The sequence below is a fragment of the Microcoleus sp. Pol7_B2 genome, from assembly GCF_036701035.1.
GTDB lineage: Bacteria > Cyanobacteriota > Cyanobacteriia > Cyanobacteriales > Microcoleaceae > Microcoleus.
On the sequence record NZ_JAUBQB010000007.1, the window covers coordinates 103,423 to 118,741 of the forward strand.

Below are 15,319 nucleotides of genomic sequence, written 5' to 3' on the forward strand. Positions count from 1 at the left end.
GACTAATGAACATATCGCAGAAATTACTAAGTAGCCTTGGGCTGGCAGGAGTCGTGTCGGCGGTAGTCGCTCAGTCGGCGTGCGCTTCCAACATCGCGCAGGTGACGGGCATTCGCCTCAACCCCACGTCAGAAGGCATTGAAATCATCCTAGACACTGAAGATGGAAGACCCCTGCAAGTGTTCACCACCACCTTTGGCGAAACTTTACAAATTGATGCCATCACCGCTCAACTGCGACTACCGGGGGGAAATGAGTTTCGTCAAGACAAACCGGCTGCCGGAATTGCTTCTGTCACCGTTACTCCTTTAGATAACAACAGCATCCGAATCAAAGTGATTGGTGAGAGAGGCCAACCAGTGGCACGGGTGATTCCTAACGCTGCGGGTCTGATTCTCACCTTACAACCCACCTCGCAGATGACTGCTCGCCCGCCTGCACCGGCTCCTACAACACAGCAGCCGGGGACACCCGCAGCACCCGTGCCACCGACAGGGCAGCAGGTAGAGATACCCGCAGAACCTTTGCCACCTACAGCGCAGCCACCAGGGACGCCTGGAGAACCCTTACCGCCTACAGCGCAGCCGCCAGGAACGCCTGGAGAACCCTTACCGCCTACAGCACAGCCACCAGGAACGCCAGGAGAACCCTTACCGCCGACCGCGCAGCCACCAGGGACACCACAGGCGGGGAGAGACCCGATTGAAATCGTTGTCACTGCAACGCGAACCGCAGAAAGAGTGACGAACGTGCCGCGCTCTATAACGGTGGTAGACTCACAAGAAATTCAGGAGCAGGCAGGGCCATCGAGAAATATCGGGGAAGCTCTGGCAAATGAGGTTCCCGGTTTCGCGGCACCGACTCAAAGTACGGCAACTTATGGACAAACTTTGCGGGGTCGCGATGTTTCCGTTCTGATTGACGGCGTGCCACAAGGTACCAATCTTCAATCTTTTGGCAGAGATTATAGAAACATCGATCCCAGCGCGATCCAACGCATTGAAGTAGTGCGGGGGTCTACAGCAATCTACGGCGCTCAGGCTACAGGTGGCGTGGTTAATATTATTACTCGCCGGCCAACTGAGGAAAGGCTAACTGCTGTTACTGAAGTAGGCGTCAGTAGCGCTTTAACAAACACAGAAGATGCTCTAGGCTTTAACGCTCAGCAGACGATTTCTGGCCGAAGTGGCAATTTCGATATGACGGGCACTGTCTCGCTCTCTAGAAGTGGATCTTTTTACGATGCCAAAGGCGATCGCATTCCCTTTTTTGAACTCGGCGGAGATAGCAGCACCCTCTTCAACGTGATGGGCAAAGTCGGGGTAGATTTGACCAGCGAACAGCGGCTGCAACTAACTGTCAATCACTATCGGGAAACCCAAGATCCCAATGTGATCGGAGACTCTAGCGTTGACGACCAGGAAGGACGGCAAAAAGCCCGCGCCATCCGAACCGGAGATTTTGATATCGACGGGGAAGAACCGGGAAATAAAAGTACACAGCTCAACCTAAGTTACACCAACCAAAACCTTTTTGGCAGCAGCCTTCAAAGTCAAATCTACTATCGAACGAATTCCAATTCAGGCGTTCCTTTAGATTACCGCCCGTTCGAGTTCTATGGTCCGTTTGTCGGCGTTACTCGTTCGCGAGCCGAGAGCGAACAAATAGGAGGTAGACTGGCGATTACCACTCCTTTGTCCCGTGCCGAAAATCTTCGATTAACTTGGGGTTCTGACTATGTTACTGAAGATAGCAAACAGCGTTTCGACTTGTACGACCCGGAGATATTTGACACAAGTGGTCGTCGGGTTTACCGGAAAATTTCCGAGCGTCCTTTCGTCCCTCCTTACACTTACAACAGCCTTGGCCTTTTCGGTCAATTGGAATGGAATATTGACGATATAGTCATTCTAAGTGGCGGGATACGTCACGAACGCATCGGGTTAGAAGTCAATGATTACACCACTTTTAACGATCGCCAGATCCAAGGAGGCGATCGCAAATTTAACGCCACCCTATTTAATACAGGGGCTGTCTATAAAATTAATGACAACTTCAACGTATTTGGCAACTTTGCTCAAGGTTTCTCAGTTCCCGATTTCGGCCGCATCCTCCGCGAACCCCCAGACAATTTTGTCGGAATTGAATCTTCGTTAGAAGTAACTCAACCGCAAAAAGTCAACAGCTACGAAATTGGCATTCGAGGAGCGTGGGAATCCGTGCAAATGTCGCTTGCCGCTTTTTATAATACCTCTGATCTAGGAGTGAATTTTCAACCAGTTGGCAACACCGGTCGACTGGAACTAAAGCGCGCCCCAGAACGCATTTACGGCTTAGAAGGGACTGTGGATTGGCAACCTGCACGAGCATGGTCGCTCGGCGGGACTGCTACTTATATTCAAGGCGAATATGAGGAAAATGGCAGTTCCATCGCCCTCGATAGCGTCCGAATTCCACCGCTCAAGCTAACAGCTTATCTCGAAAACGAAACTTTGCAGGGATGGAACAATCGGTTACAGTTATTGTATTCTGGAAATCGCGATCAAGCCTTCAAAGATGGCTCGGATGGTGGTCCAATTAGCAGCTATCTCACAGTGGATTACGTCAGCACAATTCAACTGGGAAAAGGTCTGCTACAAGTCAAAGTTGAGAATTTATTGAATAATCAATATTTTCCCGTGGTTTCTCAATACTTAGCTGGATTTGGCTCGGACAGCTCTAATTATCCAGGCAGAGGTTTGACTCTCAGTGTTAATTACCGCCTTAACTGGTAATTATTTATCGGCTGGGGATTTCATGCTGATGAGAAAGTTGGGGCTTGCGAGGAAAGCGCTGGCCGCCTAACTGTCGCTATCAGGTGTTGTTCTGGTAATGATAATAAGGGTAACTCTCCCTCTGAGAGACCCAAGTTGCTAGTTACAAATCTACCCCCAAGCTTCGGGGGGCACTCTAAAAGCCCTCCGCAAATTTGGAAAGAATACTCTAAAATTCCCGGAAATTTGGGGGGTTGGGGGCGTCTAATTATAACTAGCAACTTGGGTTAGATAATGAGAACAGTTAACGGCTTTGAGAAAAATTTAGAGATGAAGTTCCGCAAACTCGCATTCAAACTGCACTTGTATTTGGGGTTGGTGGTAGGAATATTTCTAGCAGTAATTGCTTTAACGGGTAGCTTGCTGGTTTTTAGTCCCGAAATCGAGCGGTTCTTCAATCCCCAACTCCTGCAAGTCATTCCTCAAGCCGAACAGATACCGCTGGAAAATGTCCTGCAAATTGTCGAAAAAGCTTATCCGCAAAATCAAGCTCTTAGTATCTTGCTGCCGCGGTCAGCGAAGGAAGTTTGCCAAGTTTGGATGCAGTCAAAAAATGAGGAAATAGTTAGCGTTTATGTCAATCCTTACAGCGGAGAAATTACGGGTACGCGCCTTGGAAAACAAACTTTTACAGGTTTTATTTTGACGTTACACGCCGAATTAGCGGGAGGAGAATTCGGTCATCTTGTTGTCGGTATTTGCGGTCTAGTAATGCTAGGACTAACTTTTACTGGTTTGGTATTGTGGACGGGTTGGCGCAATTTTGGTCGCGGATTTTCTATTAATTGGAAAGCTCAGTGGCAGCGGACTGTATTTGATTTACATAACGTTTCTGGCATTGTATCGGTCGCTTTTCTCATACTCATCTCTGCGACAGGGACAGCGATAATTTTTTACACGCCGGTTGAATCGACTTTGTATTGGCTAACCAATGAAAAGCCACAGCCAGCATTGACTTCTCATCCCCAATCTAGCAGATCGAGGCAAAAGATTGACGAAATATTACAGCAAGTTAATACCGTTTGGACGGAAGCTAAAACCACTTTTATTTCTCTGCCTTTGACACCTGAAGAAACTTTTAAGGTACGGAAAAAATTTCCCAATGAGCCTCACCCAAACGGTATTAGCACCATTTATCTCGACCAATATAGTGGCAAAATATTGCAGGCTGACAGTGTAAATTCAGCTTCTGTAGCCAATCGAATTCTCAACTCGCTTTATCCGTTACATATTGGCAGCTATGGCGGAATTTACTTGCGACTTGTACACGCGATCGCAGGATTAGCAGCGATTGTACTGTTTGTTACGGGCGTACTAATGTGGCGACAGCGGCATTTGGCGAAATTTTACCGCAAGGAGGCGAGACAGCAATATGAAGAATTATCTCCACTGAGCCAGCAATGGCCTTGGTTTTAAGGATAGCGGCGTGCGGTTTGATGCGGGTGTCATTCTCCTGCCTAAAAACCCCGATTCTCTGAATTTGAAATCCTATCAATCGCTTATTTAATGCAAAAATTTATTCAACTCTGGCTCGGACAAACTGCTTCGATGATTGGCAGCGGTATGTCCGCGTTTGCGCTGACTATTTGGATTTGGGAGTCCACCAGTCAAGTGACGGCTTTGGCTTTGTTGATTTTTTTTATTCAATTGCCGCGCATCTTGCTCGCTCCGGTTGCTGGCATTCTCGTCGATCGCTGTAATCGAAAATTTTTGATGGCGAGCGGTGATGCGGTTTCAGCTTTGTTAACGCTCGCTATCCTATTACTTTATATCAGCCAAAACCTGCAACTATGGCATTTATATGTAGCGGGTGCAGTTAACGGAATTTTTGACCAAATTCAGCAGTTAGCTTACTCAGCAGCCATCGCCACAATGATGCCAGAAAAGCATTACAGCCGTGCTAGCAGTTTAAGTTTTCTGGCAAGTTACGGCGCGAGTATTATTGCTCCTACGCTGGCGGGGATTCTCTATTCTGTGATTGGGTTGAGCGGGATTTTTACGATCGACCTGGCAACTTTTACAATAGCGATCGCCACCCTAGTATCTGTCAAAATACCCCAGCCCGCGATCGCCTCCAATCCCCAGCCGACTCGCTTTCACCTATTGCAAGAACTCAGCTTCGGATTCCGCTACATCGTCGAGCGTCCCAGCCTGCTGGCCTTGCTGGTGTCCGTTTCGCTATTCTGGTTTGCTCACGACATCGGCGCGGCCCTCTACTCGCCGATGATTCTGGCACGCACCGGCAACAATGCCAGAACCCTAGGTACTATCCTTTCAGCCGCCGGCGCCGGCGGCGTTCTAGGAGCATCGATCGTCAGTATTTGGGGCGGCCCCAAACGCCGAATCCGGGGCTTTCTGCTCGGCATGGCAGGCGCGGGCTTGAGTAAAATAGTCTTTGCTTTCGGTCAGGCACTTTCCATCTGGATTCCCGCTCAATTTTGTTCGTCTTTCAATTTCCCCATCCTCGGCAGTTCCAACGAAGCAATCTGGCTGGCGAAAGTCGCACCAGAAGTACAGGGGCGTGTTTTTGCTACCAGAGCAGTTATCGTGCAATTGGCGTCAGCGATCGGTTTATTGATCGCAGGGCCACTTGCCGATCGCGTCTTTGAACCCGCCATGCAACCGGGAGGTTTTTTAGCAGCTATTTTTGGCGGAATTATGGGGACAGGTGCCGGTGCTGGCATGGCTTTGTTATACGCTATCTCCGCGCTGGGCTTATTGCTCGTAGCAGTCGGTGGGTATGCTTGCCGACTGCTGCGGGATGCCTAAAGGGGAAATGGATAAAGGTCTTTTAACTTCTTCCTTCTTCCTTCTTCCTTCTTTCTCCTTCCTTCTTCCTTCTGCTATAGTTTCTGGCGCGAACTCAGGTGAGCTTCAATTTCCGATCGCGATCGCCATACAGGCCGCAATTCCTTGCGAGCAAAGAGCTGCAACTGATCGCCTGCGTGGGGCGAACCAGGTTGAGTGGCATTGCCGTAACTGTTTAGCACCATAGCTTTCACCGGATTCGAGAACTCAATGGCGGCCACAAAAGAATCTCCTGCAACCGCTTGAAAGCGATCGTCTTTCCCAGGAGCGAACCATACTGAGCGAAATACACCCAAAGCACCGTCAGCTCCATTTGCAGGCAGATTCCCCACCCCAGGCAATCGGAAGACTTCCCCCCATGCCACATCTAACGCGCCATAAGTTACCTCAACTTTGGTTGCTGTCGCTTCCAGCACCCTCACCGCCTCTGCAGGATTTGCCAACCCGTCTGGCGTTGTTAGCGGCGCATCTTCGCTCCAAGGTTTGGCGAATAACTTATCGTCATCCATCGCTTGTTTCCAAAAGGCAAACAGCACCGCACCGCGACTGTCAGCATCGACTTTGCGATTCCAAGTGGCGAGAACTTCCGCAGCGCGGCGCGCTTGAGCACTGCCTTGCCGTGCGACGGGAATTAAATCATCGAGGAGGCGATCGGCGAGTTCTACCTGAGTGGAATGTTTGTATCGCATCAATTCAGCGAAAGAGATTTTTTCATCTTCTAAGAGCATTTTTGCCGATCGCTGCGATCGCAAGTCCATCGGGCCGCGCGGTGCCATGTAGGCGGGATAATTATCCCGTGCGATCGGGCTGGGAAACGTCGTCGTCCAGGGGGGATCGTTGGTATTTTGCAGCCAACCGCTGGGCGGATCGACAACGCGCGGCAAATCCGCATAGCGATGATTTGTGGTCCACAAAGTCTCTGACGTATTGCCTGGGATCGTGCCTGACCAGTATTTAAAATCTCCATTTTTGCGTATGGGGACTTGACCGTTAAACAAGTGCATGATATGCCCCTGACGATCGGCATACATGACGGTAAACATGGGAATTTCCAAGCGTTTTAAAGCAGCTTCAAATTCAGAAAAATTCTTCGAGCGTGCCATATCCCACCACTGCTGAAGGGCTGCTGGTTTATCGAGTCCGACAACGCGCAGGGCGATCGCTTTGCCCTGTTTTTCTGTGACAATCGGCCCGTGAACAGAACGCCGCACTACTAGAGATTCCGAGCGCAAATTCCCATTCTTTTCTTTGACTTTTAAAACCTTCTCTTCTGTGTCAAATTTTCGGACTTCGCCATCGAAGCGATAGCCATCGTTAGCGAGAGGCAATTCATAGGCATCCCAGCCATCGTGAGTGTTGACAGTATGAGTCCATCCCAAATTGTCATTAAAGGCGATCGTTAATACAGGAAATCCGACGAGAGTCGCTCCGTAAGCGTTAATTTCTGGGGCAATCAGTTGTACTTCGTACCATAAATATAAATCCGACCAAGGAAGGTGAGGATTTGCCAATAGCATGGCATTGCCACTTTGAGAACGGGAAGGAGCGATCGCCCAACCATTAGAGCCTTTGGGGGTATCATTTTCAGCGATATCTTCAAGGTCCTCTGGATCGACTACAAAAGTAAAATTGATGACGCGTTGCGCGTGTGCCAATACATCTGCAGGTTTGAGGGGCAATGCTACCTTTAATTCTTGGGTGAGCGCCTCTGGGTATTCTTTTGCATAGGCATTCATTCCGCCAACAAAAGCATCGAGATAGTTGCGAAAAATGGGTGTTTGTGATTCATACCACGCCTTGGCGCGATTAGGAATTCCCATAGTTTGCACCCAGCGATCGGAGTCCAGATAATCTTCGCCCCAAAATTCCGCAGCTTGCCCGCGAGCTTGCCCGTAAAGACGCAAAATCAGATTACCGTGACTTTGCATCTGCGCCCAACCGAAAGCGTAGAAAAGGCTTTTACTATTCTCTCCGTAAATGTGAGGAATTCCATAGGTATCCCAAAGAATTTGAGTGCCGGTTTGAGGCGCGGCTTGAATCCAATTATTGAGGAGCAAAACTAAAATAAAACTCATCAATAACGAGACAATCTGTCGCCATTGTTTTTTTAGTTGTAGAAACACGGTAAATTAATTTGCTAGGGTTAAACTGATACGCAGCCTTTTCCACAAGCTGCACGAACAAAACGCCGAGGATTTAAAGCTTTTTTCTATAGAACAAGAGAGAAAATTATACCAAATCCTCTGCCCAAAAAGCTAACCTATCTACGTCTATCTGCGTCCATCTGCGGTTAAAAAATAATACCTCTTCGAGAACTCCAGAAAATCCGAAAAAACACTTTATTAAAATCAAATGTGAAAATAAAAGCCCTCCCCTACTGTCACCCAATTGAAAAGCGCTATAAAACGCCGGTGTGCCGGCCCTAAAGCACATTAAGTCATTGGTGAGGAGGGGAGGAAACAAGTAGGGGGAGATAGGTTATAAGCTTATTTTTGAAGCTGCCCTTGTTGCCAATTTCCTTCTACCTTCGTTCCGTCTGCATAGATGTACGAACCTTGACCGTGTTTTTGTCCCTTGAGGAATTCACCTTGATAGCGATCGCCATTGGCGTAAATGCAGGTACCTTTGCCGTTGAACTGACCATCGCTAAATTCGCCTTCGCAGCGATCGCCATTCTTAAAAATGTAAACTCCTTTCCCGCTCATCTTACCCTTGACAAAAGTGCCTTTATAGCTATCTCCATTGGCGAACTCACGGACACCTTCACCACTAAATTCTCCATTGTCAAACGGCCCTTGATAACGTCCCCCTTCTTTAAAAGTAAACAACCCCTGACCTTGAGTGTTGCCCTTGACAAACTCTCCTTCATAGCGGTTGCCGTTCGGATATTCGCGAACCCCTTTACCGTGAAACTGCCCTTCACTAAATTGCCCCTCATAACGGCCTCCTTCCGCAAAGGTATAAATTCCCTGCCCGTGAGGCACATTATTCAGCAACTCTCCTTCGTAGCGGTTCTTATTAGCATATTGACAGACGCCTTTGCCGTTAATTTTTCCTTCTTTAATATCTCCTTCGCATCGAGTGCCGTTACTGAACGTAAAAGCCCCGCGACCGCTGGGAGAACCATTAGTAAAAGAGCCTTCGTAACGAATGCCGTTAGTTGAGGTAAAAGTTCCTGTACCGTCGAACTCACCCTTTTTAAAAGTGCCTTCGTAGCGGTTGCCGTTAGCAAATTCGCGGACACCTTGACCGTTGAATTCACCATCGGCAAATTCTCCTTGGTATCGACCTTCTTCTTTAAAAGTATAGATGCCTTTACCGTGAGGTTTGCCGTTGAGAAATTGGCCTTCGTAGCGATCGCCGTTGGCATATTGACAATTGCCCGGGCCGCTGAGTTTTCCCTCACTCAATTCTCCCTCGCAACGTCCGCCATCGGGTAAAGTAATTACTCCTGCCATTGCGCTGTGAGGGTTGGCAAACAACAAAGCCATTCCCAAGTTGGAACCAAGTAATAGAACGAGTCCAACTCGCTGAAGTTTACTTAATATTGGTGACGACATTCCCAAATTCATAATTCACAAAAAATTCAACTTTTAACTTTGCTATTCCTTGGACATTGCTATAGAATTTCCAGCCAAATTGCTAGAGTCTCAAAAAAATCCCTAGTCAGTGAGCAGGAAGGTAATGGTTATTCTTTCTCCTTGAATGCCACTCTCTGATGGGGCATATTTCCTTTCTTCTACTGTTTTCATCGCTGCGCGATTCAAGTCGTTGTATTTGCTAGGAGTCAAGATCTTGATGTTGACTGTCTTACCGTTGGGGTCAATGTCACAAATGAGTTCCACTTGGCCTTGGCGCCCTTCTTCTCTGGCTGCGCTCGGATAGTTAGGTTTACCGCAGCCACTAATGCAAGTGCCTCCAGGCGTGCCGGGAGCGCGCGAGGGACTCCCCCCTCTTCCTGGATTTGTCGGTTTTTGCCCTGACCCCGAACCGCTTCCAGAGCCTCCGCCTCCACGACCTCCGCCTCCAGAACCTCCGCCTCCAGGGCCTCCGCCTCCAGGGCCTCCGCTTCCAGAGCCTCCGCTTCCAGAGCCTCCGCTTCCAGAGCCTCCGCCTCCAGGGCCTCCGCCTCCAGAGCCTGGTAAGCCAGCCGTCGTCGATCTTCCCAATCGCCCCGAACCATCCCCAAATGGCTCTGAGGAAGGTAGGTCGCCATTTTCGCTGGCGCCAGATGGTGAGTTCGACCCACTTCCTCCAGGGCTTCCACCTCCAGGGCTTCCGCCTCCGGGGCCACCAGAGGCAAGGTTTCCTAAACCTCCGATCGCATTTCCAGAATTGCCACCGCCTCCTGGCCTAGCAGGTGTGACAGGCGACCCGGCCCCGGGCGATCGCTGTATGGGCCCGGAAGAAGGATTTAATGGCTCTGAGGAAGGCTCCCCGCTACCCGCCGAAGCAGATGACGAGAGTGGGTTATTTTTTTCAGGGCTGTCGGAGGAGTTGGGATTTCCAGCATCTTTTGTAAAGTCTGGGAGTCTCCCAGCACTCTTGAGGGGGGAGGCGGTAACGGGTGGTTCGCTTTTTGGAGGATCGGGCGAAGGGGTTTCGGGTTCCTTGGCGATCGGGGTTTTAGGAGTTTCTGGGGAATTAAAATCTTGTTGAGGTGGGGGGGAAGGCTCCAGAGGAGTTGGTGGTGGCGTTACCGCTACGGGTGGCTTCTCTGGAATTGGTGGTGGCGTTACCGCTACGGGTGGCTTCTCTGGAATCGGCGGTGGCGTTACCGCTACGGGTGGCTCCTCTGGAATTGGCGGTGGCGTTACCGCTACGGGTGGCTCTTCTGGAATTGGCGGTGGCGTTACCGCTACGGGTGGCTCCTCTGGAATCGGCGGTGGCGTTACCGCTACGGGTGACTCCTCTGGAATCGGCGGTGGCGTTGCGGCTACGGGTGACTCCTCTGGAATCGGCGGTGGCGTGGCGGCTACGGGTGACTCCTCTGGGGGAGTTGGCTCTGCTGGCGGTTCTGGTTTTAACGTCTCAGGTGGGGGAGATACCTTTTCTGGAATAGTCGGCTCTGGCTGGGTTTCCTCTACTTTGGGCTCATCAAGCACAACAACTTCAATGGGTTCCTCTGCAAATTCAGCAGGTTTGACCAAGTTGAGGCTCAACGGCAGCGCGACACCGTGCAGGAAGGTTGAGGCTAACATACTGATCGCCAGAACTTTTTTGAGAGCTTCTTCTTGTTGTTCTCTTTGCGTCGCCGAAATATTTGAAAAACTCATGCCTTATGAATCTCCTTGATGGATGGGTTGGCAACGTCCTCGCTGGCTCCCCCACATAACCCGAAACAAGCTACCAACTGCGGGTTGAGCTTGCTATCACTTATGAACCTACCCATCCTATAAGAAGACTGTCACCCTGTTCAAGACTCTTGCAATTAATTTTCATTATTTTATTTTGATATAGCGAGTAGACACTACCAATCAGCATTTCCTTTGGGTGCGCCTACGTCGCTCTCGTGGGTGCTGTCAATGTTCTGATTCTGGCAGGGCAAGGTTCCACAATGCCTTAAATACAATACTTTAGCCCGTAATCTACCAATAAATTTCAATACTCTCAAGCTTTTCAGAGAATATTTTATATAACGAAATTAAATTTATAAAATAAATTAAATAAGCAAATGTTATTTTAAATTTTGGATGATGGCTTGACAAACACTGAATTTTGTGGAAACCTAGTTGAGAATCTTTTAAATTATTGAAGATTATTGTCAAGTCCTAACGGAAATCTTTAGCAAGCACTGGTAGAAAAATCGGTCGAGATCGCAGTAGAAGCATTTTGGGTAAAGACGAAGATAGTCACATACAGGTAATGCGTTTGTGCGATCGCGATCGCCCTTGAGTGCAACAATTCGCAGTCTGAATCACTTGTGCCGACTTGACGCAGAAACTCTACCAGCCTTCGATCGGGCTAATTGCAACATTAGGCAGCTTGCGATCACTCAACACAGCTAACGAGAATACAAACTAATGGATAATTTCATTTACATTTTTCGCGCTGGGGGCATTGTTTCTTGGCCGCTGCTTGCCTCGTCAATCGCAGCAGTCGCACTGATTTTAGAGCGTCTTGTCTTTTGGTTTAAAGTGAATCGGCGACAGCGGCGGGTCGTCCGGGAAGTGCTAAGACTTTACAGTCAAAACCCGGATTCCGCCATCAAAAAGTTACAAGTAAACGCTGATTTGCCGTTAGCCAGAATTTTTTTGGAAGCATTAGAATTAGACTCGCCCAACATCGAAGAATTTCGTTTGGTCTTAGAGAGTGCAGCTCAGGCAGAAATCCCCGTTTTGAAGCGATTCAATACAATATTTGACACCATTATCACCCTCTCCCCGCTATTTGGGTTGCTCGGAACAGTTTTGGGCCTAATTACCACCTTTGACTCCCTCAAACTGGGAGATGCTGCAGGCACCAATGCCGCGGGCGTTACCGGGGGGATTAGCGAAGCCCTCGTTTCTACGGCAATGGGGTTAGTGGTGGCAATCTTTACGCTCGTATTTGCTAATATGTTTCGTGGGTTTTACTTACAGCAGATAGCTTTTATGCAGGAAGCCGGAGGTCAGCTAGAGCTATTGTACCGTCACCACTACGAAAAACTACCAAGAGAATCTAACTATGCGCCTACCCGATGAACCTGATAGTATTCCCCAGATCAACATCGTGCCACTGATTGATGTAACCTTCGCCATATTGACGTTTTTCATTGTTTCCTCTTTGTCTTTATCCAAATCCGAGGGTCTACCCGTAAATTTACCGAAAGCATCAACCTCTCAAGTTCAGGACTCGCCTGCTAAAATTACCGTCACGCTTGATGCTCAGGGAAAATTCATGGTTGATAAAAAGTCAGTCAACTTAGACCAGATTGAGAGTACGGTGCGACAAGTCATGGGGTCAAATCCGAGCGCCTTAATTGTGCTGAATGCGGATAAAAGCGTCTATCACGGAAATGTTGTGGAAGTTATGGATCGATTACGCCGAATTAAGGGAGCTAAATTAGGGATTGCTACGGCAAAGTAGAGAGTTCCTATAATTACTAATTTTTAATTTTCCCACACCCTTAAACAGGAATTACCCCGTGAAAATTTACTAAAAAAGCCTGTAAGCCTTATTAAAAGGTAGTCCTGAATAGTCTGTATGATTCAGGACTTTATTTTTTGATAAAGCAGTTAAAAATTAAAGTCCTTACTGTCAACAAACAGCAAGGACTTTAATTATTTATTCCTGAGTTTTAAGGACGAACATCCTTACTACACACGTTAAATACTTGCCATCACTTCACGCGCTGCCGCCAAAGTTCGATCGATATCTTCGTCAGTATGAGCCAAAGAAGTAAATCCCGCCTCAAACTGCGAAGGAGCAAGATAAATTCCGTGCTCCAACATTCCCCGGTGAAAGCGGCTGAACTTCGTCAAATCCGACTTCTTCGCATCCTCGTAATTGTGAACCGGGCCAGCCGCAAAAAACAAGCCAAACATCCCGCTAATTTGCCCGCCCCAAACCGCGTGTCCGGCTTCCTTAGCAATTTTTAGCAATCCGTCAGACAGTTTTTTGGTAATTTTATCCAACTGTTCGTAAGTGCCGGGTTTTTGCAGCAATTCCAAAGTCTTAATCCCAGCAGTCATCGCCAAAGGATTTCCCGATAGCGTACCCGCTTGATACATCGGGCCTGCAGGAGCCACCATCCCCATAATATCCCGCCTTCCCCCGTAAGCTCCCACCGGCAAACCGCCACCGATAACTTTACCCAAAGTAGTCAAATCCGGAGTGACACCGAATCTTTCCTGAGCTCCGCCGTAGGCGATGCGGAAACCTGTCATTACTTCATCAAAAACTAACAAAGCACCGTTATCTTTAGTAATTTCCCGCAAACCTTCGAGAAAACCTGCATCCGGGGTAATAAAACCGGCATTCCCCACGACTGGTTCGAGAATTACCCCTGCTATCTCGCCGGGATTTTCGGCAAATAAAGCTTTGACTGCTTCTAAGTCATTGTAGGGAGCGTTGAGGGTATTGGCAGTAGTGGATTTCGGGACGCCCGGAGAGTCGGGAAGGCCCAGAGTTGCGACGCCAGAACCGGCTTTTACCAAGAACATATCGGCGTGCCCGTGATAGCAGCCTTCAAATTTAATCAGTTTATCGCGTCCGGTGAAAGCTCGCATCAGCCGCAAAACGGCCATACAGGCTTCGGTACCGGAGTTGACAAATCGCACCATTTCAATGCTGGGAACGGCATCGATGACCATTTCGGCGAGTACGTTTTCCAACAGCGATGGTGCGCCGAAACTCGTACCTTTTTCTAAAGATTCGTGCAGGGCTTTGATGACTTCCGGGTGGGCGTGGCCACAGATGGCTGGGCCCCAAGTGCCTACATAGTCAATGTATTGGTTTTCGTCAACATCCCAAATGTAGGCTCCTTTTACCCTGTCAAAGACGATGGGCTGTCCGCCTACGGATTTGAAGGCGCGCACGGGGGAACTGACGCCACCTGGCATCAACTTCTGAGCGGCGGCGAAAATTTCTTCTGATTTGGTCGTTTTCAAGGTTGTGGAAACCAATGTTTTCTCCTTAGTGAACGTCTGTTGTTGGTAGAATAATTTTATAGCCAGTTCAACATAAAGGTTAGGTCGATTCAAGGAAACTATTCTAGTAAATTTTAGGGTAGAAACCAATGAGTAGCAATACTAGCTTGGGTTTTTTAGGCTTTGTCGCACTAGCACCGTGAAGCGAAGCTATCCCATAGGGAATCGCCCTAAAATGTAATTTTTTGTAAAATAGTTCTTGACAATTTAGCCATCACTTGGTTAATCTTCTCTCTTCCTCTGCCTCCTCTGCGTTCTCTGCGGTTAATAAAAAAACAATCTCCGACAGGAAAGCGTTAATCTAGATTACCAAGTTGAAATAAAATTATGTCTACTACTGATTTATCGAGTTTGAGCCGATCGATCCCAATTGAAAAGATTCGTTACGACGATCGCGGTTTAGTGCCTGCGATCGTCCAAGATTATTTGGACGGTACAGTGTTAATGATGGCCTGGATGAATCGGGAGTCGCTGCAAAAAACGCTCTCTACCGGGCAAACTTGGTTCTGGAGTCGATCGCGCGCCGAATTTTGGAACAAAGGGGCGACTTCGGGACACGTTCAAAATGTCAAAGGGCTGCGTTACGACTGCGATAGCGATGCTTTGCTAATCACTGTCGAACAAGTTGGAGATATTGCTTGTCACACAGGAGAAAGAAGTTGTTTTCACCAAGTTGATGGGGAAATTTCACCGCCGCCTGGAGATATGTTATCTCAATTATTTGCGGTAATTTGCGATCGCCGCGACCATCCTAACGAAAGTTCTTATACTTGCAAGTTGTTCGAGGGCGGCGACAACAAGATTCTCAAGAAAATTGGCGAAGAGTCGGCGGAAGTTGTGATGGCTTGCAAAGATGACGACAAAGAGGGGATTGCTGGGGAAGTTGCGGATTTATTTTATCACGCTTTGGTTGCTTTGGCTCACCATCAAGTTGATTTGAGAGAAGTTTACCGCAAATTGGGCGATCGACGAAAATAAATTAGTTAGTTGACGGTTAACTGTTGACTGTTGACTGTTAATGCTAACAACTACAGTCTTGGACGCACGCGGGTTCACAAACCCGGTTTC

The 15,319-nt window shown here is 48.4% G+C and carries 10 protein-coding genes; 6 read left to right on the top strand and 4 right to left on the bottom strand.

Features of this window, described 5'->3' with window-relative positions; genetic code table 11:
* Positions 1 to 5 precede the first annotated feature (5 nt).
* From QUA57_RS04785 to QUA57_RS04795, 3 genes are all read left to right on the top strand, one after another.
* Entirely contained in the window at positions 6 to 2,774 is a 2,769-nt protein-coding gene (locus QUA57_RS04785) for a TonB-dependent receptor domain-containing protein (RefSeq protein ID WP_333059742.1), read from the top strand.
* Positions 2,775 to 3,047: 273 nt separating this feature from the next.
* Positions 3,048 to 4,229: a PepSY-associated TM helix domain-containing protein gene (locus QUA57_RS04790; protein WP_333059741.1), complete on the top strand. Its 1,182-nt coding sequence runs from the start codon at positions 3,048 to 3,050 to the stop codon at positions 4,227 to 4,229.
* Between the two features lie 90 nt (positions 4,230 to 4,319).
* On the top strand, positions 4,320 to 5,582 hold the full coding sequence (locus QUA57_RS04795) for an MFS transporter (protein ID WP_333059740.1): 1,263 nt from the start codon (positions 4,320 to 4,322) through the stop codon (positions 5,580 to 5,582).
* A gap of 74 nt (positions 5,583 to 5,656) precedes the next feature.
* Here the strand turns inward: QUA57_RS04795 and QUA57_RS04800 are convergent, their stop codons facing one another.
* The 3 genes from QUA57_RS04800 to QUA57_RS04810 all read right to left on the bottom strand — a co-directional run bounded on the left by QUA57_RS04800 (position 5,657) and on the right by QUA57_RS04810 (position 10,897).
* Positions 5,657 to 7,744, bottom strand: a complete 2,088-nt coding sequence (locus QUA57_RS04800) for an acylase (RefSeq protein ID WP_333059739.1) — start codon at positions 7,742 to 7,744, stop codon at positions 5,657 to 5,659.
* Between the two features lie 363 nt (positions 7,745 to 8,107).
* Complete coding sequence (locus QUA57_RS04805; protein WP_333059738.1) at positions 8,108 to 9,181, bottom strand: hypothetical protein; 1,074 nt, start codon at positions 9,179 to 9,181, stop codon at positions 8,108 to 8,110.
* Between the two features lie 102 nt (positions 9,182 to 9,283).
* Positions 9,284 to 10,897, bottom strand: coding sequence for a TonB family protein (locus tag QUA57_RS04810; protein WP_333059737.1), 1,614 nt, complete (start codon positions 10,895 to 10,897; stop codon positions 9,284 to 9,286).
* 747 nt (positions 10,898 to 11,644) lie between these two features.
* Between QUA57_RS04810 and QUA57_RS04815 the strand changes: the two genes are divergently transcribed.
* Positions 11,645 to 12,304: a MotA/TolQ/ExbB proton channel family protein gene (locus QUA57_RS04815; RefSeq protein ID WP_333059736.1), complete on the top strand. Its 660-nt coding sequence runs from the start codon at positions 11,645 to 11,647 to the stop codon at positions 12,302 to 12,304.
* Positions 12,288 to 12,689, top strand: coding sequence for a biopolymer transporter ExbD (locus QUA57_RS04820; RefSeq protein ID WP_333035453.1), 402 nt, complete (start codon positions 12,288 to 12,290; stop codon positions 12,687 to 12,689). The genes QUA57_RS04815 and QUA57_RS04820 overlap by 17 nt, the downstream gene beginning before the upstream one ends.
* A gap of 239 nt (positions 12,690 to 12,928) precedes the next feature.
* On the opposite strand, the gene hemL is transcribed toward QUA57_RS04820, so the two are convergent.
* Positions 12,929 to 14,227: a glutamate-1-semialdehyde 2,1-aminomutase gene (hemL, locus tag QUA57_RS04825; protein ID WP_333059735.1), complete on the bottom strand. Its 1,299-nt coding sequence runs from the start codon at positions 14,225 to 14,227 to the stop codon at positions 12,929 to 12,931.
* Positions 14,228 to 14,578: 351 nt separating this feature from the next.
* Between hemL and hisIE the strand changes: the two genes are divergently transcribed.
* Entirely contained in the window at positions 14,579 to 15,229 is a 651-nt protein-coding gene (gene hisIE, locus QUA57_RS04830) for a bifunctional phosphoribosyl-AMP cyclohydrolase/phosphoribosyl-ATP diphosphatase HisIE (RefSeq protein WP_333059734.1), read from the top strand.
* Positions 15,230 to 15,319: the final 90 nt, after the last annotated feature.